This is a genomic window from Pseudomonas paraveronii (assembly GCF_963681955.1).
Lineage (GTDB): Bacteria > Pseudomonadota > Gammaproteobacteria > Pseudomonadales > Pseudomonadaceae > Aquipseudomonas > Aquipseudomonas paraveronii.
This window is the reverse complement of sequence record NZ_OY817130.1, coordinates 4,048,910-4,072,984: the sequence shown is the minus strand read 5'-3', so window position 1 is coordinate 4,072,984 and position 24,075 is coordinate 4,048,910. Positions and strand designations below refer to the sequence as shown.

Annotated in this window: 23 protein-coding genes and 2 pseudogenes; 13 read left to right on the top strand and 12 right to left on the bottom strand. The window is 59.5% G+C overall.

Annotated elements, in window-relative coordinates; all coding sequences use genetic code 11:
- Positions 1–5 precede the first annotated feature (5 nt).
- Complete coding sequence (locus U5A08_RS18600) at positions 6–749, top strand: ABC transporter permease (RefSeq protein WP_321847919.1); 744 nt, start codon at positions 6–8, stop codon at positions 747–749.
- Entirely contained in the window at positions 749–1,462 is a 714-nt protein-coding gene (locus tag U5A08_RS18595) for an AAA family ATPase (RefSeq protein ID WP_253397112.1), read from the top strand. Before U5A08_RS18600 ends, U5A08_RS18595 begins: the two co-directional genes overlap by 1 nt.
- A 23-nt stretch (positions 1,463–1,485) precedes the next feature.
- Here U5A08_RS18595 and U5A08_RS18590 read toward each other — a convergent pair whose 3' ends face one another.
- The 3 genes from U5A08_RS18590 to pmrG form a co-directional block, all read right to left on the bottom strand.
- Positions 1,486–3,003: an ArnT family glycosyltransferase gene (locus tag U5A08_RS18590; protein WP_253397110.1), complete on the bottom strand. Its 1,518-nt coding sequence runs from the start codon at positions 3,001–3,003 to the stop codon at positions 1,486–1,488.
- 9 nt (positions 3,004–3,012) lie between these two features.
- A complete protein-coding gene (gene arnT / locus U5A08_RS18585; RefSeq protein ID WP_321847917.1) occupies positions 3,013–4,668 on the bottom strand; it encodes a lipid IV(A) 4-amino-4-deoxy-L-arabinosyltransferase in 1,656 nt (551 codons plus the stop codon).
- A gap of 187 nt (positions 4,669–4,855) precedes the next feature.
- On the bottom strand, positions 4,856–5,536 hold the full coding sequence (gene pmrG, locus U5A08_RS18580) for a lipopolysaccharide core heptose(II)-phosphate phosphatase PmrG (RefSeq protein WP_253397107.1): 681 nt from the start codon (positions 5,534–5,536) through the stop codon (positions 4,856–4,858).
- Between the two features lie 278 nt (positions 5,537–5,814).
- Here pmrG and U5A08_RS18575 point away from each other — a divergent pair, with 278 nt between their 5' ends.
- From U5A08_RS18575 to U5A08_RS18530, 9 genes and pseudogenes are all read left to right on the top strand, one after another.
- On the top strand, positions 5,815–6,483 hold the full coding sequence (locus tag U5A08_RS18575; protein WP_321847916.1) for an ABC transporter ATP-binding protein: 669 nt from the start codon (positions 5,815–5,817) through the stop codon (positions 6,481–6,483).
- 1 nt (position 6,484) lies between these two features.
- A complete protein-coding gene (locus U5A08_RS18570) occupies positions 6,485–8,947 on the top strand; it encodes an FtsX-like permease family protein (RefSeq protein ID WP_321847914.1) in 2,463 nt (820 codons plus the stop codon).
- On the top strand, positions 8,937–10,001 hold the full coding sequence (locus tag U5A08_RS18565; protein ID WP_321847913.1) for a lipocalin-like domain-containing protein: 1,065 nt from the start codon (positions 8,937–8,939) through the stop codon (positions 9,999–10,001). Before U5A08_RS18570 ends, U5A08_RS18565 begins: the two co-directional genes overlap by 11 nt.
- A gap of 136 nt (positions 10,002–10,137) precedes the next feature.
- Entirely contained in the window at positions 10,138–11,133 is a 996-nt protein-coding gene (locus tag U5A08_RS18560; protein ID WP_321847912.1) for a hypothetical protein, read from the top strand.
- A 2-nt stretch (positions 11,134–11,135) separates the two neighbouring features.
- Entirely contained in the window at positions 11,136–11,498 is a 363-nt protein-coding gene (locus U5A08_RS18555; protein ID WP_321847911.1) for a hypothetical protein, read from the top strand.
- A 20-nt stretch (positions 11,499–11,518) separates the two neighbouring features.
- A pseudogene (locus U5A08_RS18550) lies at positions 11,519–11,896 on the top strand (hypothetical protein).
- A gap of 16 nt (positions 11,897–11,912) precedes the next feature.
- Positions 11,913–12,269, top strand: coding sequence for a hypothetical protein (locus tag U5A08_RS18545; RefSeq protein ID WP_321847909.1), 357 nt, complete (start codon positions 11,913–11,915; stop codon positions 12,267–12,269).
- A 268-nt stretch (positions 12,270–12,537) separates the two neighbouring features.
- Positions 12,538–12,900 carry a hypothetical protein gene (locus U5A08_RS18535; protein WP_253397100.1) on the top strand — a complete coding sequence of 121 codons (363 nt, stop codon included), beginning with the start codon at positions 12,538–12,540 and terminating at the stop codon, positions 12,898–12,900.
- 249 nt (positions 12,901–13,149) lie between these two features.
- Complete coding sequence (locus U5A08_RS18530; RefSeq protein WP_253397099.1) at positions 13,150–13,527, top strand: hypothetical protein; 378 nt, start codon at positions 13,150–13,152, stop codon at positions 13,525–13,527.
- A 217-nt stretch (positions 13,528–13,744) separates the two neighbouring features.
- Here the strand turns inward: U5A08_RS18530 and U5A08_RS18525 are convergent, their stop codons facing one another.
- Both U5A08_RS18525 and U5A08_RS18520 read right to left on the bottom strand, forming a co-directional pair.
- On the bottom strand, positions 13,745–14,986 hold the full coding sequence (locus tag U5A08_RS18525) for an SfnB family sulfur acquisition oxidoreductase (RefSeq protein ID WP_253397098.1): 1,242 nt from the start codon (positions 14,984–14,986) through the stop codon (positions 13,745–13,747).
- Positions 14,987–15,057: 71 nt separating this feature from the next.
- Complete coding sequence (locus U5A08_RS18520; protein WP_253397096.1) at positions 15,058–15,663, bottom strand: OmpW/AlkL family protein; 606 nt, start codon at positions 15,661–15,663, stop codon at positions 15,058–15,060.
- Between the two features lie 522 nt (positions 15,664–16,185).
- Between U5A08_RS18520 and U5A08_RS18515 the strand changes: the two are divergent.
- Positions 16,186–16,658 (top strand): annotated as a pseudogene (locus U5A08_RS18515) (IS66 family transposase); the annotation flags it as partial.
- Between the two features lie 138 nt (positions 16,659–16,796).
- A complete protein-coding gene (locus U5A08_RS18510; protein ID WP_253397091.1) occupies positions 16,797–17,003 on the top strand; it encodes a hypothetical protein in 207 nt (68 codons plus the stop codon).
- A gap of 79 nt (positions 17,004–17,082) precedes the next feature.
- Here U5A08_RS18510 and U5A08_RS18505 read toward each other — a convergent pair whose 3' ends face one another.
- From U5A08_RS18505 to U5A08_RS18475, 7 genes are all read right to left on the bottom strand, one after another.
- Complete coding sequence (locus U5A08_RS18505; RefSeq protein ID WP_321847907.1) at positions 17,083–17,946, bottom strand: LysR family transcriptional regulator; 864 nt, start codon at positions 17,944–17,946, stop codon at positions 17,083–17,085.
- 87 nt (positions 17,947–18,033) lie between these two features.
- A complete protein-coding gene (locus U5A08_RS18500) occupies positions 18,034–19,440 on the bottom strand; it encodes an amidase (RefSeq protein ID WP_321847905.1) in 1,407 nt (468 codons plus the stop codon).
- Positions 19,433–20,704 carry a Zn-dependent hydrolase gene (locus U5A08_RS18495; protein ID WP_321847904.1) on the bottom strand — a complete coding sequence of 424 codons (1,272 nt, stop codon included), beginning with the start codon at positions 20,702–20,704 and terminating at the stop codon, positions 19,433–19,435. Before U5A08_RS18495 ends, U5A08_RS18500 begins: the two co-directional genes overlap by 8 nt.
- Before the next feature lie 13 nt (positions 20,705–20,717).
- Positions 20,718–21,413, bottom strand: coding sequence for an ABC transporter ATP-binding protein (locus U5A08_RS18490; protein ID WP_253397083.1), 696 nt, complete (start codon positions 21,411–21,413; stop codon positions 20,718–20,720).
- Entirely contained in the window at positions 21,413–22,162 is a 750-nt protein-coding gene (locus U5A08_RS18485) for an ABC transporter ATP-binding protein (protein ID WP_321847903.1), read from the bottom strand. The genes U5A08_RS18490 and U5A08_RS18485 overlap by 1 nt, the downstream gene beginning before the upstream one ends.
- A complete protein-coding gene (locus tag U5A08_RS18480) occupies positions 22,159–23,169 on the bottom strand; it encodes a branched-chain amino acid ABC transporter permease (protein ID WP_253397079.1) in 1,011 nt (336 codons plus the stop codon). The genes U5A08_RS18485 and U5A08_RS18480 overlap by 4 nt, the downstream gene beginning before the upstream one ends.
- Before the next feature lies 1 nt (position 23,170).
- On the bottom strand, positions 23,171–24,031 hold the full coding sequence (locus tag U5A08_RS18475) for a branched-chain amino acid ABC transporter permease (protein ID WP_046382793.1): 861 nt from the start codon (positions 24,029–24,031) through the stop codon (positions 23,171–23,173).
- Positions 24,032–24,075 lie beyond the last annotated feature (44 nt).

The following is a 24,075-nucleotide window of genomic DNA, read 5'->3' as shown; positions in this document are numbered from 1 at the left end:
GAGTGATGAAATACTACCCTTTGTATAAGTCGTTTTTGTTGGCGGGACTATTTATTAAAGAACAGTTAAAGGAGCCCGTCGCGCTGTTTTGGATTGTTATATCTCCTGCGGTAACTTTCTATTTGATAAGCTATGCCAGGGTAGGTGGTGGCGAAGTGCCTAAAGGTTATCTAGATAGTACCTCGTGGTTTTATGCGTTCGTATCGTCGAGTGTTGCTCTGTTTAGCTTGGCTTTTTATATAGTGGGAAGAAGAGAGAGTGGTTTTCTAAGGTCTTTCGTATATACCTGGCGTACAAAGGCCGTCTTTCTTGTTGGGCAATTTTTTGCCTATTCTGTTATGTCGATTGTCTATTGCTCAGCTTTTTATGTGTTTACGAAAAATTACTTTGGTGTGATGGAAGTGGCTGAGTTTCTTACTGTTCTTGTAAGGTTCTACATATGCTTTCTTCTGTTTTCCATTCCGTCGCTTCTGTTGACGTTGATTCCTATAGGCTTTCAAAATGCCAACACGCTGTTCTCTATATTGTCGTTCCTGATGTTGGCACTGGGAATTGTCGGTATGAACTCGTCTCACCCGCTATTTGAAGTGATTAGGTTTTTCAATCCGATGTGGTGGGCTAACCGGATTATGTTGATCGGTGTCGCTGAATGTTCACTCCTTGTTATAATGATTTTTTGTTTTTTTATTCTTTCATTTTTGACAACTTTACGCTTTTTGCTCATTAACCCAGTTTGGAGTCGTTATTGATGAAGCGGCTTGTCGTAAAATCACTTGGTATCAAGTACGCGCGTCATGTCGTGTTTGAAAACGCGTCATTGACGATCCAGGCTGGATCGATCTCAGGCCTGTTAGGACCTAATGGTTCTGGTAAGACGACTTTTTTTGATGCGGTTTGTCGTCTGAAAAAAATAAACTCCGGTGAAATATCTAATTCGTTCTCAAGGCTGCTTTATCTATCGCAAATCATTGCTACGCCGCCGGTGCTGCGTATGTTTGATGTTTTTAAGATGATGATGCTATTTTGCTCCGATACAAAGGTCACACAAAAGCACGCGCTGGAAAAAATTGAGAAATGGAGCCCGGGGATAGCTGAGCGCTATTGTCAAATATGGAAGAAAAAATCATCCCTTTGCAGTTACGGAGAAAAACGATGGTTTTTTACATTATCCCTACTCTCCGTTAACGCAGATCTGGTGATACTCGATGAGCCCACCGCAGGTGTCGACCCTGAGTTTCGTTATCACATCTGGAAATGCCTGGAGGGGGCTGCCGCAGAAGGTGTCGCTGTTTTAGTTTCATCGCATAACGTCGATGAGATCGTTGCTCACTGCGATGACTTTTACATGCTGAGTCAGCAGCGTTTCAACCGCTTCACTGATGCGCAGGGTTTCATGAACGCTTATGGTGCATCCAGTTTGGATGAGGCATTTATTCATGCGGCGAGCCTGCCAAAAGGTTAAAGACAGGCGCTCGTTAAGCTCGGTTATTTCCTCATCGGGATAAACGCCACACTCCCCCCCGCACGCTGGTGAAACAGCCGCTCGCCATTGTCCGGCTGAGTGGTGATCACCTGATGATCCGTGCCCAGGTACGCGAGGGGCGCGGGATCGTCCTTGGAATACTGCACGATGATAATCGTGTGTTGTGGGTCGAAACGGCGGCCGCTGGTGTGTTCCAGCCAGGCCATGAACGCAGCGCTGTCGCCCTGGCGGGGGAAGTCCTGGGTTTCGGCGACGTAGTAGAACGGCTGGCCGCCGTTTTGCAGGTACATCGGCAGTTTATTGTCGACTTCCACCAGCACCATTTGCCATTGGTTCCACGGCGCGGTCTTCTCGGCTTGAGCTTGCACGTCCTCGACGAAACGCGTCACGCCGCCGTTGCCGTTGGTCCACGGGTACGCCACGCCGAGCACCAGCAGCATCAGTGCGGCGGCAATGCCAAAGCCTTTCTGCCAGCGCGGCCAACTGGCGGTTTTTTTTGCCAGCCGTTCGCTGAGCCACCACGCGCCCAACAACTGGGCGAACGGCACCAGTGGCAGCACGTAGTAACTGCGGCGGCTGCCGCTGGCGGTGAAGAACACGAATAGCAGCCCCAGGCCCCATACCAGCCAGCGCACGTTGGGCGGGGTCTGACGCCAATGTCGCACGACCAGCCACAGGCCGAGCAACCAGCACGGTGCCCAGGGCAGGGTGTAGGCGGGCAGGTAAATCAGATAGGTATAGATCGGCCCCATATGGTCGAAGGGGTCGAAGAAACGCACGACGTTTTCGCGGAATACCAGGGCCAGGCCGCTCTCGCCATAGGTCGGCGCGCCGTAGAGGTGCGATAGCACAAAGGGGATGGCATAGAACCCTGCGGCAATCAACAGCGCCAGCACCAGGCGCAGGTTGAGGTGACGTTTGTAGCGATGCTCGCTGAGCAGGTGCGGCAGCAGCACCAGGCCCGGCAGCACAAAACCGATCAAGCCCTTGAGCAGCGAGGTCGCGGCCAACAGCAGGAAAAACACCGTGTAGCGCCACAGTCGTGTGTCATCCGGCCCGCGCCAGTACCACCACACCGCCGCCAGCACGCCACACACGGTGAGCACATCCGCCGTGGCCACGCGCGCCCAGAACAGGAAATAGAACGTGGTGGCGAGCATCCAGCCGGCAATCAGCCCGGTGCCTTTGCGAAACAGGCGCTCGCCGATCAGGTACACCAGCCAGATGCTCAACCATGCGGAAATCACCGACGACAGACGCAGCGACCACGGCCCCAGCCCGCCCATCAGATTGGCGAAGCCGGTGATCAGCCAATAGGAGGGCAGGGGCTTGTCGTAATACGGCGTGCCTTTGAGGTAGGGGTCGAAGTAGTCACCGCTTTGCAGCATCTGCACGGCGATGTTCGCCCAGCGGGTTTCCGGGCCCCAGAGGTCGCGACTGCCCAGGCCGAGCAGCAGGAGCAGGGCGGAAACGCCCAGCAATAGCAGCAAGGCGCCACGTTCGGTTTTCCAGACAGTCATGGACGGTTCCTAAGGGGATGTTGGATAGAGGGTGAGCACCAGGTCGCCCTTGCGATAGCGCTTGCCGCCGGGTGGCAGTTGCCCTTCTTCAAGGTGTTCGCTGGTGCTCCTGACGCGCATCAGCACCCCGACCGAGCCCTGTTGGCGGGCCTCGGCCAGCCACGACTGGACATCGTCCAGCCCGACTTTGCGGTGTGCCGCGTCTGGGTATTGCAGGCCGTATTGCAGCTCGCCTTCGGTGTTATAAAACGCGACATCCGGCCGGCTCAGGCGCCAAGCCAGTGCCGAGGCCGAGCCTAATTCGTTGCTCAGCAGGGCGTGGGTTTGCTGCAGTTCTTCCAGATGCTCCAGCACAAACTGGTCAGGCATTTCGTTATTCGATATCCGCGCCGGCATGCCTGCTGGCAGGAGCAGCACCAGCAAGCCGATGCCCAGGGCTGGCGTCGCCCAGAGTGTCAGCGGGCGAAAGGCTTGCAGCAGGTTGGTCAGGACCCAGCCCAGCAGCACAATGAAGGTCAACGACAGGCTGAACATCTCCGCGTGGCTGTTGCCGTATAGCGGATCATCGATTTGCAGATAGATCAGCGTCACCATCGCGGCCATGCCGACCACAAAGTTGAGCAGGCCGTTGATGCAGATGGCGCGTGTTTTGCCCTGGCTTATCAAGTCGATCAAGGCATGCCCCATCAACAACGCCAGCGGTAACAGGCACGGCATGATGTAGGTCGGTAGCTTGCCGTTGCTCAGGCTGAAAAAGCCCAGCGGCAGTAGCATCCACAGGGCGAGAAAGGCTATCGCCGGTTGGCGCTTTTCTTTCCAGGTTTTGTGCAGCGTGGTCGGTAGCAGCGCCGCCCAGGGCAGGCACGCGACGACCATGATCGGCAGGAAGAACCACCATGGACGTGCATGTTGCGCGGTGCCGGAGGCAAAACGGTGGATGTGTTCATGCCAGAAAAAGAAACGCCAGTAGTCGGGCTCCTGCACATGGATCGCCCACACCCACGGCAGACACATCAGGACTGCCACGACGATCGCCAGCGGGCCATACCGCAGCAACTCGCCCAGGCGGCGTTGCCAGAGCATATAGGGCACGGCGATCAGCACCGGCAGCAGCAACGCGAGGAAGCCCTTGGTCATGAAGCCCATCGCGCAGGCCAGCCCCAGCACTGCCCAGGCGCCGAGTCGGGCGCGCGGGGTGCGGCTATCGAGGGCAAACCACAGCGCCACCAGGCTGAGGTTGACCCAGAAGGTGAATTGCGGGTCGAGATTGGAGTAGCCGGCTTGCCCCGCCACCAGGCCGAAGCTCAAGTAGAGCAAGGCGCAGGCGAAGCTTTTGCGCGGGTCGTTCCACAGGCGGCGGGCGATCAGGTAGGCCAGCAGCACGCTCAGGGCGCTGGTCAACGCCGAGGCGATGCGCACGCCGAACAGGTTCTGGCCGAACACCGCCTGGCCGAGGGCAATCAGCCAATAGCCGGCGGCGGGCTTTTCGAAATAACGCACGCCCATGAAATGCGGTGCGGCCCAATTGCCGCTCATGAGCATTTCCTGGCTGACCTGGGCGTAGCGGGTCTCGTCGGGTATCCATAGACCGTGCAGGCCCAAAGGCAGGAGATAAAACGCGACAATGGCCAGCAGCAATAAAGGTAGGGGTTTGAATCGGGTCATGCGAACGTCGCTCCTTGACGTTTAAGTGTAGGAAAAGGATGTAAGAAAATAGTGCGATAAAAGCTCGCAGTGTTCACTAATTGGCTGAAAGTATTCATGACGTCCTTAACTAACAGGCGCAGTTAAACATGCCAGAAGTTGGCTGTCGTTTGGCTGAACATCTGCGTCTTGTATAGGTGAAAAGTGTCTACAGTTGCTTGAGCGCCGCCGGCCAATCTCCACTGTTTATGATGCCCACGGCCTTGAGCTTGCCGCTGCCCAGCACCTCGACGAACAACGCGCTGCCGTATTCGGTGGCTTTTGCGTGGGGGTAGCCTAGGGCCCGTTCGATGTCACTGATGCAGGCGCTGTGAGTGAGCAGCACCAGGTTGTGTCCAGGCGCCTTTTGGCTGAGGATTTCTTCACCCATGGCATCACCGCAAATTGCCAGTTGGCTTGGCAATAGTTCGGTCTTGCCGAACATGAACAGCGAGGTCTGGGCGGTGCGTGTGGTCGGGCTACTGAGTACATCGCTGTTCTCCATGCCCAGGGTTTTAAAGGCTTTGCCTATGTCGACGGCCTGTTGAGTACCGTTGATCGTCAGGCCGTCAGTGGGGCCGAAGCAAGGATTGGAGGAACGGTCGCAGCGCTCTTCATGGCGGACCAGCACCACCAGATTGCCGTCGCGCCAACTGGCCAGCAGGCCCGACGTCAGCAGGCGATTGCCCGAGCCCAGGTCCGGTGGCGACACCGGCCAGGCCAGCAAACCTGTCAGCAACGTGCCGAACAGGGCGAGCGCAGCCATGCCCAGCCAGAGTTTCTTCAGGCGTTTTGCTTGAGCTTGATACGAACGCGGTTTGGTCAAGGTCAGGTTAACCACACTATTCACCGTGGGATGTCAGGCAGCTTTTTATTAGTCAGGCACAACCGTTTGACTGTGCCCGTAGTGGAGCAAGAGCCTGTCATACGGTTGCTGTCTTTTTGCTGAAAACTGGAGCGTTAAAAGTTATGTGTGCCGACAACTAATAAGTTGAGCGTTATTGGCGCTTGTTCGGCACTTTATTCGGTGATCGGTAGGTAACCGGTGAAATGCTTGTGAAAAATTTGCGTGGCAAGGGCAGTCAGCCGTTATCCTCGGTTGCAGTCCATTGGCGAGCGAGCATTCCCATGTTGCAGGTGCAAGGTGTCCATAAATGCTACGTCACTGCGCAGGGCCCGCTGACGGTATTGGCCGGGGTCGATCTGCACTTGGCGCAGGGTGGCAGCCTGGCGCTGATGGGCGAGTCCGGTAGCGGAAAAAGCACGCTGCTGCACCTGGTGGCCGGTTTGGATCGCGTCGACGGCGGCAGTATCCGCGTGGGTGAGCAGCGCCTGGATCAGTTGAGTGAGAGGCAACTGGCCGATTGGCGGCGCACTGAGATTGGCCTGGTGTTCCAGCAATTCAACCTGATCGGCAGCTTGCGCGTCGATGACAACCTGGCGTTCCAGGCGCGCCTGGCAGGGCGGTTTGATCCGCACTGGCAAGCGCAGTTGATCGAGCGCCTGGGCCTGGGGGATCTGCTCAAGCGCTACCCGGAACAACTCTCCGGTGGCCAGCAGCAACGGGTGGCGGTGGGGCGGGCGCTGGCGTCTCGACCCGGCTTGCTGCTGGCGGACGAACCGACGGGCAATCTTGATGAAACCACCAGCGATGAGGTGCTGCAACTGCTGCTGGACCTGTTGCGCGACACGCCCACCAGCCTGTTGATGGTCACCCACAGCCCGCGCATTGCCGCACGGCTCGACCGGCAGGTGGTGTTGCACCGCGGCCACGTCCTGCCTGCGGACGTCGGCTGAGATGGCGGTGTTCTATTGGACGTTACGCGCGTTGCTCAGCCACTGGCGGCGGCATCCCGTGCAGTTTTTCAGTGTGCTGACCGGTCTGTGGCTCGCCACCGCGCTGCTGACCGGGGTGCAAGCGCTCAACAGCCAGGCGCGGGACAGCTACGCGCGAGCCAGTCAATTGATCGGCGGCGAACCCCAGGCCAGCCTCAGCACGCCGGACGCTGCCAGTTTCCCCCAGGCGCTGTTTGCCGAGTTGCGCCGCGCCGGCTGGCCGGTGTCGCCGGTGGTGCAGGGACGGGTGTTGCTCAAGGGGCATGAGGATCAGCGCCTGCAATTGATGGGCATCGATCCGCTGTCGCTGCCCGGCAGCGGGGCGGTGGCGGGGCAGCGCTTGAGTCAGGCGCAGATGGTCGCGTTCTTCGACCCGCCGGGGCGTACCTGGATCGCCCCGCACACTTTGCAGGCGCTGGGGTTGCAGGCCGGTGAACGGCCGCTGACGGCGAGCGGGCAAGCCCTGCCGCCGTTGCAGGTGCAACAGGACATGGCCCCTGGCATGTTGCTGACCGATATCGGTTTTGCCCAACCGTTGCTGGACATGCCTGGGCGCCTGTCCCGGCTGCTGCTCGACAAGTCGTTCGCCGCCGCCCATCCCACGCCGCCGGCCGGACTGCAACTCAAACAGGCTGAGGACAATAACCTCGCGCGCCTCACCGAGAGCTTTCACCTGAACCTGGATGCGTTGGGCTTTTTATCTTTTGTGGTCGGGCTGTTTATTGTCCATGCCGCCATCGGCCTGGCCCTGGAGCAACGGCGTGGGCTGCTGCGCACCTTGCGCGCTTGCGGGGTGAGTGCGCGGATGTTGATCCTCGGCCTGGGGATGGAGTTGGGTGCCTTGGCCTTGCTTGGCGGTGTGCTCGGTGTCGCCAGTGGCTATGTGCTCGCCAGTCTGTTGTTGCCGGACGTGGCGGCCAGCCTGCGCGGCCTGTACGGTGCCGAAGTGCCGGGGCAACTGAGCCTCAGCCCCTGGTGGTGGCTCGCCGGGTTGGGCCTGAGCCTGCTCGGTGCGTTGCTCGCCGGCGCCGGCAGTGTGTGGCGGGCGGCGCGCTTGCCGTTGTTGGCGCTGGCCAATCCCCAGGCCTGGCATGAGGCCCATGGGCGCTGGTTGCGGCGTCAAGGCTGGGTGGCGAGTGCGGCGTTGCTGATCGCGCTGTTGGCGCTGTGGTGGGGCGACAGTCTCGCCGCCGGATTTGTGCTGATGGCGGCCTTGCTGCTCGGTGCCGCGTTGGGGCTGCCGGTGCTGCTCAATGCACTGTTGAAAGCGCTGTTGGGGCGCAGTCGCTCGGTGCTCGGGCAATGGTTTCTTGCCGACTGCCGCCAGCAGTTGCCGGCCTTGAGCCTGGCGCTGATGGCGTTGCTGTTGGCGCTGGCGGCCAACATCGGCGCGGGCTCCATGACTTCGGGCTTTCGCCTGACCTTCAACCACTGGCTGGAACAACGCCTCACCGCCGAGCTGTACCTCAACCCACGCAACCCGGCCCAGGCCGAACAGTTGAATACCTGGCTCACGCAACAACCGCTGGTGCAGGCGGTGCTGCCCACCTGGCAGGTCGCCGTGCAATTGCAGGGCTGGCCGGCGGATGTGTTCGGCGTGGTCGACGCCCCGACCTATCGCCAGCACTGGCCGTTGCTGGAAGCGGCGCGTGCGCCGTGGGACCAATTACTGCGCAATGACACGCTGATGCTCAGCGAGCAACTGGCGCGGCGCTTGAACGTGCAAGTCGGCGACGCCGTTGAGATCCCCACGCCCCAGGGTGTGTGGTCGCCCCAGGTGGTGGGGATCTACGCCGACTATGGCAACCCCAAGGGCCACGTGCTGGTCAATGCGCAGCACCTGTTGGCGCATTGGCCGACGCTGTCGCCGGCGCGCTTCAACCTGCGCGTACTCCCGCAAAACGTGGCGCCGCTGGTGCGTGAAGTGCAGCGCGAGTTTGCCCTGGACGACAGCCGTATCGTTGACCAGCAGCAACTCAAAGGCTGGTCGAGCCAGGTCTTCGAACGCACCTTCGCCGCCACCGCCGCGCTGAATAGCCTGACCCTCGGCGTGGCAGGCGTGGCGCTGTTCATCAGCCTGCTGACCCAGAGCCAAAGCCGCCTCGGCCAACTTGCACCGCTGTGGGCATTGGGCGTAACGCGCCGGCAATTGATGCTGCTCAGCCTGGGGCAGACCTGGTTATTAGCGGTGCTCACGCTGCTGCTGGCTCTGCCCTTGGGGTTGCTGTTGGCGTGGTGCCTGGATGCGGTGATCAATGTGCAGGCATTTGGCTGGCGCCTGCCATTGCACGTTTTCCCCTGGCAGTTGGCGCAACTGCTGGGGCTGGCGCTGCTTGCCACGTTGCTGGCGTCGGCGTGGCCACTGTGGCAGTTGTACCGCAGTCGCCCGGCGGATTTGTTGAGGACGTTCGTCCATGAAGATTAAGGCGCTGCTGTGCGTCGTTCTGTTGCTGGTGAGCGGCTGTGACAAAGCCCCCGCGCCCGAGGAAAGTTTCGCCGGCCTGGGCAGTGAGGCGGCAGATTTTACCCAGGTGCTGCCAGGCAAGGTCTTCGATTTTCCCGAGGACCACGGCCCCCACGCCGGTTTTCGCATCGAGTGGTGGTACGTCACCGCCAACCTGAAAGACGCCCAGGGCCATGTATTCGGCGTGCAATGGACCTTGTTTCGCAATGCTCTCAAGGCCGGGCCGACGCAATCGGGCTGGCAGGATTCAACGATCTGGCTCGGCCACGCCGCCGTCACCTCGGCCACCCGGCACTACGCCGCCGAGCGCTACGCCCGTGGCGGCGTCGGCCAGGCCGGGGCCCAGGCCGCGCCGTTCAGTGCCTGGATCGACGACTGGAACTTCGCCACCCGCCCAGGCGCAACCGGCCCCTTGGCGGACATGCAGCTCAAGGCCAGTGGCCCGCAATTCGCCTACGACTTGCACCTGACGTCCAGTCGCCCGTTGGTGCTGCAAGGCGACAACGGCTACAGCCGCAAGTCCGACCAAGGCCAGGCATCGTACTACTACAGTCAGCCGTTTTTCACCGCCAACGGCAGCGTCAGTCTCGACGGCAAGGTGTACCAGGTCACGGGCCCGGCCTGGCTCGATCGCGAGTGGAGCAGCCAACCCCTGGCCGCCAGCCAGACCGGCTGGGACTGGTTTTCCCTGCACCTGGACCGTGGCGAGCAGTTGATGCTGTTTCGCGTAAGACAAAAGGACGGCACGGGTTATCTCACCGGCACCTGGATCGACCGCGAGGGCCATACCCAAACCTTGCACAACGCCGATATCCAACTTACGCCACTGGCCACCACTGACATCGATGGGCGGCGTATTCCCACACGCTGGTCGCTGAAAATTCCCGGCAAACAGCTCGATATCACCACAGAAGCCGTCAACCCGAAGGCCTGGATGAACCTCAATATTCCGTACTGGGAAGGACCGGTGCAGTTTGAGGGTGGGGTTGGGTATCTGGAGATGACCGGGTATTAGCATTTTTCTGTAGGTGCTGATCCTCTTCTGCGTAGGCAACTTCCCAAATGTGATTTAGCCCCCTCGGGCTTGTGTCCTGGCCGTATTCGCTTGCTTATATTCCGACGCCATCTTCATTGCATTCGGGATGTAAGGCATGGCGCGGGGATACATCAACGACAAGCCAATCAGCTACAGCAGTTTGAAAACCTGGCTGATGGGCCACAGCATGAGCCGCCAGCACTCTGATCATTTTGACGTATTGAATCATCACCTGCGCGGCGGGTGGGTGATGCCGGGGCGGATGGTGATTGTTCCAGACACAGAGAGCGTCAGTTGCTCCTGGAACGAATCCTGGTGGGTGCGTTATGCCGAGGAAATTGATCGCAACCTGGAGCTCGATGCTGCGGCTGCACAGACGATGATCGATAACTACGACCTGCTGCAGAGCCTTCTGACGTATGGCTCGATAGGTATCGGCAGTACAACATCGGCGTGGTCGCGGCACCTGGATGAAGTCGTGAATACGTTGGAGGAAATCGAGCGCCTGCATCAACGCCTGAAAGCGGGCGGGTTGGATCGCCAGGCGTTTATCCGCCAGCGCCAGGTGCTGCTGGCGCTGCTGGGCACGCAACTGCGCGGTGCCGCACGATTTGGCACGGGGTTGCGCGGCAATCAATCGCTGAAGAAGGTGCTGGGGATTTCGACCAAAAGCTATCTGAATAAAGGTGAGATCGCCGGGTATGCACAGCGGGTGAAGGCGATTTCGCAGACGTCGAAGTGGTTGGGCAAGGGCACTTATATTGGGTTGGCGCTGGATGTGGGTGCAGCGGGTTTGGAGATCAAGGAGGCGTGTATGGTGGGGCGGGAGGCGCAGTGTCGGCGGGCGAAGTATGTGGAGATGGGGAGGTTGGCGGGTGGGGTAGAGGGGGGGGCTTGGGGAGCGGCGGTAGGAGCTAAAGCCGCGCGTCGCATATGTACGGTTTTTTTGGGTGTTTACGCGAAAGGACGCGCTGAGTTGGCCTGTGGAATTATTGGCGGCGCCGGGGGAGGGTATATAGGAGGAAATGCAGGCGGGGATAGCGGTGCGTTTCTAGGCGGCAAGATCATAGAGATCGATGGTGATTTGATCTTTCAACCTGAGGGGGCCTGACTATGGATTTTTTTCTCGCCTATACCATTGTGCTGTTTGTTGGGATGTCTATCCTCTTGGGACTGATGCTATTTGCCGAATATAAAAAACTCGACGAGTTGGAAAGTTACTTCAGTGAGAACGAAAAGGTTCGTTACCATAAGCGATTTTGGAAAAGAAATCAGCGGATTGACAGATTTCATCGGATGGGCCTGATGATTGATTTTCTATCAAACCCAAAACCCTTTTTGAAAGCAGGTCTTGTGACCGAGGCCGAGCTGGCGTCTGTTCCTATAGCACTCAAGCGTTGGGCGTTGTGGCCATATCGCATTTCTTATATCTGGCTTGTTGCATTAGGCGTTTGGTCAGTTTGGTATAAGTGGTGATGGATATTTCCTACGATACGATGTCATTTTTTCTTGTCTACACGGTTTTGCTCTTTATCGTGGCGCTGGTCAACTTGGGATTGCTGTTTTTTGCTGAATATAGAAAACTCGACGAGTTGGAAAGCTACTTTAGTGAGAACGAAAAGGTTCGTTACCATAAGCGATTTTGGAAAAGAAACCAGCGAATTGACAGAATGTATCGCCTGCTTCTGATGTTTGAGTTGTTGTCAGATTCAAAACGTTATGTAAAAGCCGGTCTTGTAACTTAGGCTGAACTTGCGTCTGTTCCTTTAGCGCTCAAGCGTTGGGCGCTGTGGCCCTATTATCTTGGCTTTATTTGGGGTATCGCATTGGTTGTTTGGTCCATTTGGCGCAGGTGGTGCAACATTCCAATTTGAACGTGGGAGCTTAACGATGTCGTTTTTTCTTGCTTACACCATTGTGATGTTCATTGGGACGTTCGCCGTCTTGGGCCTGATGCTTTTTGCCAAACGTACAAAACTCGACGAGCTGGAAAGTTACTTCAGTGAAAACGCAGAGGTTCGTAAACGTAAGCAACTCTGGGGGCCAAACTCACGGTTCGGCGGATTTCATCGCATGGGCCTGATGATTGATATCCTGCTAATGTCAAAACGCTACGTGAAAGAAGGTCTTGTGACTGAGGAAGAGTTGACCTGCGCTCCGTTATCACTTAAGCGTTTGGCCGTGTGGCCATATCGCCTTGCGATGATTTTGGCTATTAGCTGGGGCTATTGGTGCAGTTGGCTCTAGTGGTAGCTCGTTTTCCTACACCTGAGCAGTTGATGCTGTTTCGCGTAAGGAAAAGGGACAGTACGGGTTATCTCTCCGGCACCGGGAGCGACCGCGAGGGTCAACCCAAACCCTGCACAACGCCGCTGTCCATAACTGAAGCTGTCAACCCGAAGGCCTGGATATTCCGTACTGGGAAGGGCCGGTGCAGTTTTAAGGTGGGGTTTCTAGGCGGCAAGATCATAGAGAACGATGGTGATTTTATCTTTCAACCCGAGGGGGCCTGACTATGGATCTTTTTCTCGTCTTTAGTATTTTACTGTGTGTAGGCTCTCTGGTTGGCGTAGGGCTGATGTTATACGCCGAGTGCAAAAAGCTCGAAGTGTTGGAAAGCTACTTCAGTGAAAACAAGCTGGTTTGCGATAACAAACGCTTTTGGGGAAGAAATATGCGGATCGACAGGTTTCAGCGCATGCTCTTGATCAATCAATTGTTAGGAATGCCAAAACTGCATGTAAAGCGGGGCGATGTGACTGAGGCAGAGCTGGCTTCAATCCCGATATCCCTCAAGCGTTGGGCACTTTGGCCGTATCGTCTTGCTTTTATTTGGCTGGCTGCATCAGTCGTTTGGGGCATTTGGTACCGATGGTAGCTCACCTGTCTTCACCGCCACCTGGATGAACCTGAGTATTCCGTACTGGAAGGGCCGGCGAGGTTTAAGGGGCTCTGGAGATGACCAGGTATTAGCACTTTTCTGTAGGCGCCGATCTTCTTCTGTGTGGGCAACTTCCTAAATGTGATTGAGCCCCCTAAGGGATTGTGTTCGGACGGTATTCGCTTGCCTATATTTCGACGCCAACTTCATTGGTGATTTGATATTCCAGCCAGAGGGGGCTTAACCATGGATTTTTTTCTCGCATATTCCATTGTGTTGTTTGTTGGGATGTCTGTCGTCTTGGGACTGCTGCTATTTGCCGAATATACAAAACTCGACGAATTGGAAAGTTACTTCAGTGAAAACGAAGAAGTTCGCAACAACAAGCGCTTTTGGCGACGAAATCAGTGGATCGACAGACAATATCGCATGATGCTGATTTTTGAATACCTTGCAGACTCTAAACGCCATGTGAAAGCCGGTCTTGTGACCGAAGCCGAACTGGCGTCTATTCCTTTAGCGCTCAAACGTTGGGTGTTGTGGCCCTATTACCTTGCGTTCATTTGGGCTATCGCAACGGTCGTTTGGTCGGTTTGGCGCAGGTGGTGCAACATTCCAATTTGAACGTGGTGAGCGACCGTTGGAAAAGGCGCCGATAGCGGCGTCAGGTACGTATTGAGACGATGAGCGAAAGCAAACCGTCCGAAGACGCATTGTTAAGGATTCAAATGCTGTCAAAACCGAGGTCGCCCAGTAGTCTCGGGATCAGTCAGTTCCTACCGCGACCGATTTATAGACATCCCTGGATCTCTATAAATCGGTACTTAGTGGCACGCAGGGTCTACAACCAAGGATGCCGAGTGGGTTTGATGTTGTTCAGATAGTAGTTTCCGATGGCGTGAAACTTCCAGCGTACCGGATCGTGAAGGGTATGGGTGCGGGCATTGCGCCAGTGGCGGTCGAGGTTGTATTCCTCCAGCGTGGCGCGGGTGCCCACCAGTTCGAATAGCTTGTTGCTGGCCAGCAACGCCACTTCAGTGGTCAGCACCTTGGCCTCGGCTACGGCAATTGATGCTTCGGCCACAGTCTCTTCGTTGGGGTTGTCAACAGCCAGCTGGATTTTGTCGGCGGCCAGGTCGAGCACCGCTTCGGCTGCGCGCAGGCGAATCTGCAATTCGCCAATCTGCTGGATGGTGTAGGGGTCCTGATGCGCGTGCTCCTGGCCTGAGTCGATCCAGGCTCGGGCGTAGGTGCGCACTAGGCGAATGGTGTCGGCGATGATGCCGCGCGCGATACCCGCGTCGATGGCAGCCTGCAGGAACTGTGACGTCGGACCGGCGGCAGTGGGGTTGGTGAAGGCGTTGAAGATTGGCACCACATGCTCGGCCGCGACCTTGACGTTTTCCAGCAGTACCGTGCCGCTGGCAGTGGTGCGCTGGCCAAAACTGCTCCAGTCATTGACCACCTTGAGGCCGACTGCGTCGCGCTTGATCAGTGCAAGATGCGGTAGCTTCTCGGCATTCACCACCACGGTCGGCACCCAGTGGGCGAGTAGGGCTCCGCTGGAATAAAACTTCTCGCCGTTGACGCGAAAGTCCTCGCCGTCTGGAGTGATCAGGGTTTCGAAATCCGCCACGGTACGGCTGTTGCGCTCGGAGAAGGCATTACCGAAGCGCACACCGTTGAGGATTAGCTCGAAGAACTCCTTCTTCTGCGCTTCGCTGCCGTCCAGGCGCAGGTGATCGATCACCACCAGATGGTTTTGCGGCAACTGCGCCAGCGACGGGTCGACTGCGGCAATGATCTTCAGCACCTCGGCCAGCGTACGGTAACTCACCTCGGCACCGCCGTATGCCTTGGGCACCGTAATGCCCCAAAGGCCGCTTTGCGAAAAAGCAGTCAGCTCGGCAATCGGCAGACGCCGGTCGCGGTCGCGCTGGGCTGCCTCTACGGCAAAACTGATGGCTAGTTCCTTGGCCACGGCAATGGCTTGCGCATCACTGCTGATGCGCTGAGCGGGTGTGCTCGGTATTTCTTGTACATACGAATCGAGGTTTGGGTTGACGGTTTGGAGGTCGCTCATGTTTAGGTCCTTGAATAATCACAAAGGTGTTGCGCCGCTTGCTTGGGCCGGCTACGCGATGGGGTTGGCAGTCAGAAGCGGTAACCCAGGTTGAGGCTGTACACGGTGGGGTCAACATCGACACTGCCAACCTTGACGCCATTGATCTTCACGTCGCTGTCGATCTTGGCGTAGCGCACATCGCCGCCCACGCTCCAATTCGCGTCCAGGGCCACGTCCAGGCCGGCCTGAAAGGCCACGCCCCAGGAGTCGGAAAGTTCGAGCTTGGCTCCGTTATCCAGCTTCTCGTCGTAGAAGTACGTGTAGTTCAGGCCAATGCCGACGAAGGGCCGAATCTGCGCATCGGGTGCGAAGTGGTACTGCAGTGTGACGATCGGAGGCAGTTGCTTGGTGCTGCCAACCTTGCTGCTGTTGAGTTTGATGTCATGCTTGAATGGCAGGCCGCCGAGTACGTCGACGGCCCAGTTCGGGGTGAAAAAATAGGCTACGTTGAATGTCAGGCCTGCATCACTGTCGATATCGATGGTGCCGGGCCGAATGTCGCCCGAGTTCGACGTCGGCACGATATTGCTAATACCCCCACGCACCAGCCAAGGACTTTCCCCAGCCTGAACAAGTGTAGTGCCTGCCAGTAACGCACTGCCGAAGGCGGCGTGGCTTAACCAATGTAATGACATGTGTAGCTTCCTTGTCCGAAGTATTAATAGACGTTGTGGTGACGCGGTTCGAAAGTTTTGCCACCACGTCCGTACTCTCGGTCGGCAGGGCTGCCATGGTCTTATTGCAGGCTTTGTGCCATGTAGCTATCTAATTGTTTTATATGTATTTTATTTTGTTTTAAGGCGAATGCCGCTGTACCGAAAGGCATAATGGTGATGAATTGCTGTTGTCTGATGGACAGTGCATGCCGGTTGGCGGCCATTGGCGTGTATTCAGGCTTGCCCACTGCGGTTTTTGCGAGGCCGGTAGTCAGAAGCCCCGTACTTACTTAATCGAGAGTGCGCCCCCTTCCGGACGCTCTATCGTCGGCGCAGCAGGACCAAAACGCACCACTGCTAACTCACGTCCCGGTTGTTCCTGGCTAATTATCCTTGTTTCAATCCGCCTCCAATCTGCCTACACGAGTGTCAGGCAGTAAGCGGTAGCAGCAGTAGAACGCTGATGTTATAGCGACGCTGCGGATTCCACGACATTTGGACAGCCGTGCGCAGGAAGTACCATTGCGCCTGTTGGAAAGTTATCGCGGCTATGTAATGACCGATAATTACGCAGGCTATAACGCCTTGGCGTTGCAACCGGGCGTGTAACGGATGGCGTGCATGGTGCATGTGCGACGCAAGTTCGTTGAAGCGCAAAAAGTGCTGCCCAAGGGCAAGACCGGGCATTATCTGTCGAGCAATTGGGGCCGGTTGGAGCGCTATATCAAATCTGGTTATCCATCGATAACAACACCGCCGAAAGAGCGATCAAGCCGTTTGTCATTGGGCGTAAGGCCTATACCTCCAATGGCGCCACCGCTCAAATTTACAGCCTGGTCGAGACCGCCAAGGTCAACGGCCGAGAGCCCTACACGTGGCTGCGCCACGTACTGGAGCGGTTACTCCATGCCTCGTCGGTTGAAGACTATGAAGCCTTGCTGCCATGGAACTGCTCGCCGGAAATGCCAAGGTAGATCGCTGCCCTATCTTTGGGTAGGTGGGGTTTATGGATCGCTTACAAATCATAGAGATCGATGGTGATTTGATATTCCAACCAAAGGGGGCTTAATCATGGGTTTTTTCTCGCCTATACCATTGTCTAGTTTGTTGGAATGTCTGTCGTTCTGGGACTGATGCTATTTGCCGAATATACAAAACTCGACGAGTTGGAAAGTTACTTCAGTGAACACGCAGAGGTTCGTAAACGCCTGCAACTTTGGGGACCAAACCCGCAGTTCGGCAGTTTTCATCGCATGGGACGTATGGCCATATCACCTTGCGACAATATGGCCGCGCGCTCGTTTTTTGTCGGAGGGTGAGCTTCGCGGGCGACGGGTGATGTACGAGTTCCTGGCGCGGTACGCGAACCCGTGATAGCACGGCCTCAGGCGCAAACATTCAAATCAGCGGGTCCCAGCGTTGCGACCAGTCACCTTCCGCCTTGACCACACCGCGCAGCAACTCCAGCGCCTGCTGCAGCACCGCCGAATCCCGCGCCCGCGAGTACACCAGGAACGTCGGGAAGCTGAACTCCGGCGCTTTGGGCACGCGTTGCATCACGCCGCTGTCGAGGTAGCTTTGCACCACTCGGGTACGGAAATACCCGGCACCGCCGTGCTCCAGAATGTACTGCAGCGCCAACGGCCCGAGGTTGAAACTCAGCGCGGCGCGGGCCTTGTCGGGCAGGGCGGCGTCATGCTGCTGGCGAAACCCCTGGCCCCAATCGATGTATACGTATGGGGTCGGCTTGCTCGCCAGTTGTACCAGGATCAGTTTTTCTTCCAGCACCTGCTCCACTTGCAGCTCCGGCCAGTACTGCGGCTGGAACACCAGCGCAGCGTCGATCACACCCAGTTCCAATTGGCGCAGCAGGTATTCGCCTTCACGGATTTCCGTGCGCAGCGCATGCCCCGGGATATGTTCGCGCAAGGCCTTCGCCCAGCCGAGCATCAACGGGTTGCACAGGCTGACCTCGCCGCCGATATGCAGCACATTGCGATAGCCCTCGGGCAATGGCAGGTCGCGGCGCGCGGCTTCCCAGGTTTGCAACAACTGGTTGGCGTACACCACAAAGGCCTCGCCGTCGGCGGTCAAGCGCGCACCGGCGCGGTTGCGTACAAACAGCGTGCTGCCCAGCTGGCTTTCGAGGTTCTTCACGCGGGCGGTGATGGCGGTCTGGGTGACGTGCAGTTTCTCGGCCGCTGCGGCCAGGCTGCCGCAGCGGGTGATTTCGAGGAAAGTGCGTGCCAGTTCGATGTCCATGAAGCCCCCGGGGATGAATGGGGGGCTATTGTAGTGGAATGCGATCAAGAACTGTGGGAGGGGGCAAGCCCCCTCCCACAGTTGGATCTACGGTGTTCCAGTGATCGGGGCTGACAGAGGGTCGGTCGGGAACGCCTTGGCATATGCCTGGCAAACCCGCAATACCGTCTCATCGGCAAACCGCGCCGCCACCACGTGCAACCCCACCGGCAAGCCATTCGCCGCCAGCCCGCACGGTACCGACGCGGCCGGCTGCTGGGTCAGGTTGAAGGGGTAGGTAAACGGCGTCCACTCCATCCATTCCTGCATCCCGGAACCTGGCGGTACGTTGTGCCCGACCTCGAACGCGGTGATCGGCATCATCGGCGACACCAGCACATCGTAGTGCTCATGGAACGCCGCCATCCGCGCCACCAGCGCTGCCCGTGCTTCGAGGGCCGCGCTGAAATCGTCCAGGCTCAAGCGCTCGCCGCGCTGTGCGATGCTTAGCAGGCCGGGGTCGAGCAGGTGTTTTTGCGCGTCGCTCATCGGGCCGGTCAGGCGGGCGGCGCCGGCTGCCCACAAGGTGCTGAACACCTCCAGCGGGTCGCTGAAGCCTGGGTCGATCTGTTCGACATGGGCGCCCAACTGCACCAGGCCCGCCACCGCCTCGGCGACTACCTTGGCCACTTGCGGGTCGACGTCGACGTAGCCGAAGGTGGGGCTGTAGGCAATGCGCAGGCCCTTCAAGTCCGCGGCCTCCGACAACCAGGGCGTGGTCCGCGGCGCGCCGATCAAGCCGTCCCGCGCATCCGCTTGTGCGACGGTTTGCAGCATCAACACGCTGTCTTCCACGGTGCGGGTCATCGGCCCCAGGTGCGACAGGATCGTCATCGAGCTGGCCGGCCACTGCGGCACATAGCCGAAGGTCGGCTTGATGCCGAAGGTGCCGGTAAACGCACAGGGAATGCGGATCGAACCGCCGGCATCGCTGCCCTGGTGCAACACCCCCAGATTCAACGCCGCCGCCGCACCCGCGCCGCCGGATGAGCCGCCCGTGGTCATGCGCGTGTCCCACGGGTTGCGGGTGATGCCGTACAGCGGGTTGTCGGTGACGCCTTTCCAGCCGAATTCCGGGGTGGTGGTCTTGCCCAGCAGCACCGCGCCGGCCTTGCGCATCAGGGCCGGGAAGGGCGCATCCACCGCCCATGGCCCGTCGGCCGAAGAGGTGCGCGAGCCCTTGCGCGTGGGCATGCCGAGGGTCAGGGTCAGGTCTTTGATCGACGCTGGCACGCCATCCAGCGGGCCGCAGGGTTCGCCCTTCAACCAGCGCGCTTCTGAGGCCCGTGCGGCATTGAGTGCGCCCTCGGGGTCGACATGGCAGTAGGCGTTGACCCGCGGGTTGTAGCGCTCGATGCGCAGCAACGCGTCTTCGGTGACCTCCACCGGCGACAAGGTCTGGTCACGAAAATGCTGCAGCAATTGCACTGCCGTCAGTTGGCCGATCTCACTCATGGTCGATCTCCTGTGCCGCATTGACCATCGCGCGCAGCAACACTGCGCAACCTGCCGCCAGGTCATCCGGTGCGGCGTTTTCGATTTCGTTGTGGCTGATGCCGCCTTCGCACGGCACAAAGATCATTCCGGCCGGGCCCAGTTCGGCGACGAAAATCGCGTCGTGCCCGGCGCCGCTGACGATGTCCATATGGCTCAGGCCCAGGGCGCCGGCGGCGTCGCGCACGGCGTTGACGCAGGCCGGGTGGAAGTCCAGCGGCGGGAAGTCGGCGGTGGCGGTCAACTCGAACGTCAGGCCGTGGCGTGCAGCGCTGGCTTCGATCACGCCGCGCACTTCATCGACCATGGCCTGCAGCTTGTCGGCATGCAGATGACGCAGGTCGATGGTCATCTGGACCTGGCCCGGAATCACATTGCGCGAGCCGGGGTGCAGGCTCAGGCAACCGACCGTGCCGCAGGCGTGGGGTTGCTGCTGATGCGCGATGCGGTTGACCGCACTGACCACCTCGGCCGCGCCCACCAGGGCATCCTTGCGCAGGTGCATCGGCGTCGGGCCGGCGTGGGCTTCGACGCCGGTGAGGGTCAGGTCGAACCACTTCTGACCCAGGCAGCCCATCACCACGCCGATGGTGGTGGCCTGGTCTTCCAGCACCGGGCCTTGTTCGATATGCGCTTCGAAATACGCACCGACCGGATGGCCGAGCACCGCACGCGAACCGGCGTAGCCGATGCGCTGCAATTCGGTCCCCACCGACAGGCCCTGGTCGTCCTGTTTGTCCAGGGTGTCCTGCAACTCGAACTTCCCGGCAAACACCCCGGAGCCCATCATGCACGGCGGAAAGCGCGAGCCTTCTTCGTTGGTCCACACCACCACTTCGATCGGCGCGTCGGTCTCGATTTTCAAGTCATTGAGGGTGCGGATCACTTCCAGGCCGGCCATCACCCCAAAGCAACCGTCGAACTTGCCGCCGGTGGGCTGGGTGTCGATGTGGCTGCCGGTCATCACCGGCGGCAGGGCGGGATTGCGCCCTGGGCGCCGGGCAAAAATATTGCCGATGGCATCGACACTGACGCTGCACCCGGCCGCCTCGCACCATTGCACGAACAGGTCGCGGGCCTGGCGGTCGAGGTCGGTGAGAGCGAGGCGGCACACGCCGCCTTTGACGGTGGCGCCGAGGCGGGCCAGGTCCATCAGCGATTGCCACAGGCGGTCGCGGTTGATCAGCGGGGCGTTGCTCTGGAGCGGTTGTGCAAAGCTATTCATCTTCGAACTCCGGTCAGGCGCTCAGGGCCAGGTAGCGGTTCTTGATCGTCGGGTCGGCGCGGAAGGCGGCGGCGCTGCCCTCGTACACCACGCGGCCCTGTTCGAGCACGTAATGGCGGTCGGCGAGCTTGTCGCAGACCATCAGGTTCTGTTCCACCAGCAGCACCGGCAGGCCGTCGTCCTTGACCTTGCGCAGGATCTTCACCAACTCGTCGACGATCACCGGGGCCAGGCCTTCGGTGGGTTCGTCGAGGATCAGCAGCTTGGGATCGTTGAGCAGGGCGCGGGCGATGGCGAGCATCTGTTGCTCGCCGCCGGAGAGCGCGTGGCCGGCGTTTTTGCGCCGCTCCTTGAGGCGCGGGAACATGCCGTAGACGTCTTCGAGCTGCCAGCGGCTGGTCTTGCGCGCGGCGATGCGCAGGTTTTCCTCGACAGTGAGCAGGCGGAAAATCCCACGGTTCTCCGGCACCAGCGCCAGGCCCTGGCGTGCGATTTCAAAGATCTTCTGGCCCACCAGCGGCTGGCCGTTGAAATGGATCTGGCCCTGGCGCGGGCAGATGATGCCGAGGATGCTGCGCAACGTGGTGGTCTTGCCGGCGCCGTTGCGGCCGAGCAGGGTCACCAGTTCGCCGGGGTTGACGGTCAACGACACGCCTTCGAGCACGTGGCTCTTGTCGTAGTAGGAATGGATATTTTCGACGATCAGCATCAGGCAGCCTCCCCAAGATAAGCCGTGCGCACGCGTTCATCGGCGCGCACGAATTCCGGCGTGCCTTCCACCAGGATCTGGCCGTGGCTCATCACGGTGATGCGTTGGCTGATGGACATGACGATGCTCATGTTGTGTTCGATCAACAGCACCGTGTGGTCGCGGCCCAGGTCGCTGATCAGTTGGGTCATGATCGGGATGTCATCGATGCCCATGCCCGAGGTGGGCTCGTCGAGCATCAGCAGTTTGGGTTTGGAACAGATCGACATGCCCACCTCCAGCACCCGTTGCTGGCCGTGGGACAACTCGCCGGCCAGGGTCGCGGCGCGGGCCGTGAGTTGCAGGCGTTCGAGCACCTGGTCGGCGATCTCCAGGTGTTCGCGTTTGCTCTCGACCCGGCGCCAGAAATTCAAGGCGCGTACACCGTCGCGCCCTTGGGCGGCCAGGCGCAGGTTTTCGCGCACGCTGAGGTTCTGGAACAGGCTGGTGAGCTGGAACGAACGCGCCATACCGAGGCCGACGCGGGCGTGGGCCGGTTTGCGCATCAGGTTCTTGCCGTCGAAATGGATCGCCCCGCCAGTGGCCTGGCGCTCGCCGGTCAGGCAGTGGAACAGGCTGGTCTTGCCCGCGCCGTTGGGGCCGATGATGGTGTGGATGGTGCCGGCTTCGACCTTGAGGTTGACGCCGTTGACCGCATGGAACGCACCGTAGGCCAGTTCCAGGTCTTTGGTTTCCAGCAGGATGCTCATAGCCCTTGCTCCTTGGCGACGACGGCAGCTTTGCGGCGGCCGCGCACGTTCTCGAACAGCGACGCCAGGCCGCCCCACAATCCGCCACGCATGAAGATCACCACCAGGATCAGGATCACCCCCAGCAGCATCAGCCAGCGCGGCCACAGGTCGGAGAGGAAATCCCCCAGCAGCACGATGGAACCGGCGCCCAGCAACGAACCGAACAGTGAACCGGTGCCGCCGACGATGGTCATGATCAGGATGTTCTCGGACATCGCCAGGTCGATATTCGACAGCGGCACAAAGTGCAGCAACATGGCGTACAGCGCGCCGGCAATCCCGGTGACCGCGCCGGACAGCACGAACACCAGGATCTTGAAGTGGCGCGTGTCATAGCCGATGGCCGAGGCACGGGTTTCGTTTTCGCGGATCGCCATCAGCGTGCTGCCGAACGGCGAGGCAATGACGCGGCGTGCGCCGATGAAGATCAGCAGGAACAGCACCGCGACAAAACCGTAGAACGCGCGGGCGTCGGCCAACGACAGCAACACGCTGTCGCCGATGCGGATCTCCGGGCGCGGCACGCTGAGCAGGCCGTTGTCGCCGCCTGTCCAGTCGCTCAAGGTGTAGGCGACGAAGTACGCCATCTGGCTGAACGCGAGCGTCAGCATGACGAAGTAGATGCCGGTGCGGCGGATCGCCAGGGCGCCGACCAGCAGCGCCAGAAAGCCGCCGGCCACGGCAGCGCCGAGCAGTGCGCTGAACAGGCCCAGTTGCAGGTGAATCATCAGCAGCGCCGCGCAATAGGCGCCGGCACCGAAGAAGATGCCTTGGCCGAACGACAGTAGCCCGGTGTAGCCGAGCAACAGGTTGCAGGCCAGGGCGGCCATGGCAAAGATCAGGATCTCGCTGGCCAGGGTCGCCGAGGGCAGGATCAGCGGCAGGCCGATCAGCACTGCCAGCACCCACAGCAACATCGCTTTGGATTGGGTCTTGGCAAACGGCAGGGGGTTTTTCTCGCTCATGTCAGGCTCTCCCGAACAGGCCGTAGGGGCGCACCAGAATCACCACGGCCATCGCGCCGTAGATCATCAGGCTCGCACCCTGGGGCCAGAGTGTGGTCATCAGGCTTTGCACCACGCCCACCAGCAAACCGCCGACCAGCGCGCCGCTGAAGGAGCCCATGCCGCCGATGACGACAACCACAAAGGCGATCCCGAGAATTTCCGGGCCGACAAAGGGCTGGGCACCGCGCAACGGCGCGAACAGCACACCGGCCATGCCGGCCAGGCCGACGCCTAAGGCAAAGGTCATGGAGAACAGGCGGAAGATATTCGTGCCGAGCAGCGACACGGTTTCGGTGCTCTCACTGCCGGCGCGCACCAGTGCGCCGAAGCGTGTGCGTTCCAGCAGCAGCCACAGGCCCAGGCCCACCAGCCCGGAAAACACGATGAGGAACAGGCGGTAGTAGGGGTAGACGAAATCGCCCAGCACCAGCACCCCGCGCAGCAGTTCCGGTACGGCGACGCTTTTGCCCACCGGGCCCCAGATCATCACGCTGGCTTCCTGGATGATCAGCGCGATCCCCAGCGTCACCAGGATCTGGAACATGTGCGGCAAGTGATAAATCCGCTGGATCAGCAAGCGCTCGATCACCCACGCCAGCGCGGCCACCACCAGCGGTGCGAGCAGCAGCGCCAGCCAGAAGCTGCCGGTGAGGCTCACGGCGGTGTAGCAGATGTAGGCGCCGAGCAGAAAGAACGCGCCGTGGGCGAAGTTGACGAAGTTGAGCAGGCCGAAAATGATCGTCAGCCCGACCGCGATCAGGAAGTAGATCATCCCCAGGCCAAGGCCATTGAGTATCTGGAACAGGTAAAGATTGAGCATGCAGGAACCCTCGGCAGGACGCCGCTCGCGCGGCACCTGCGGTG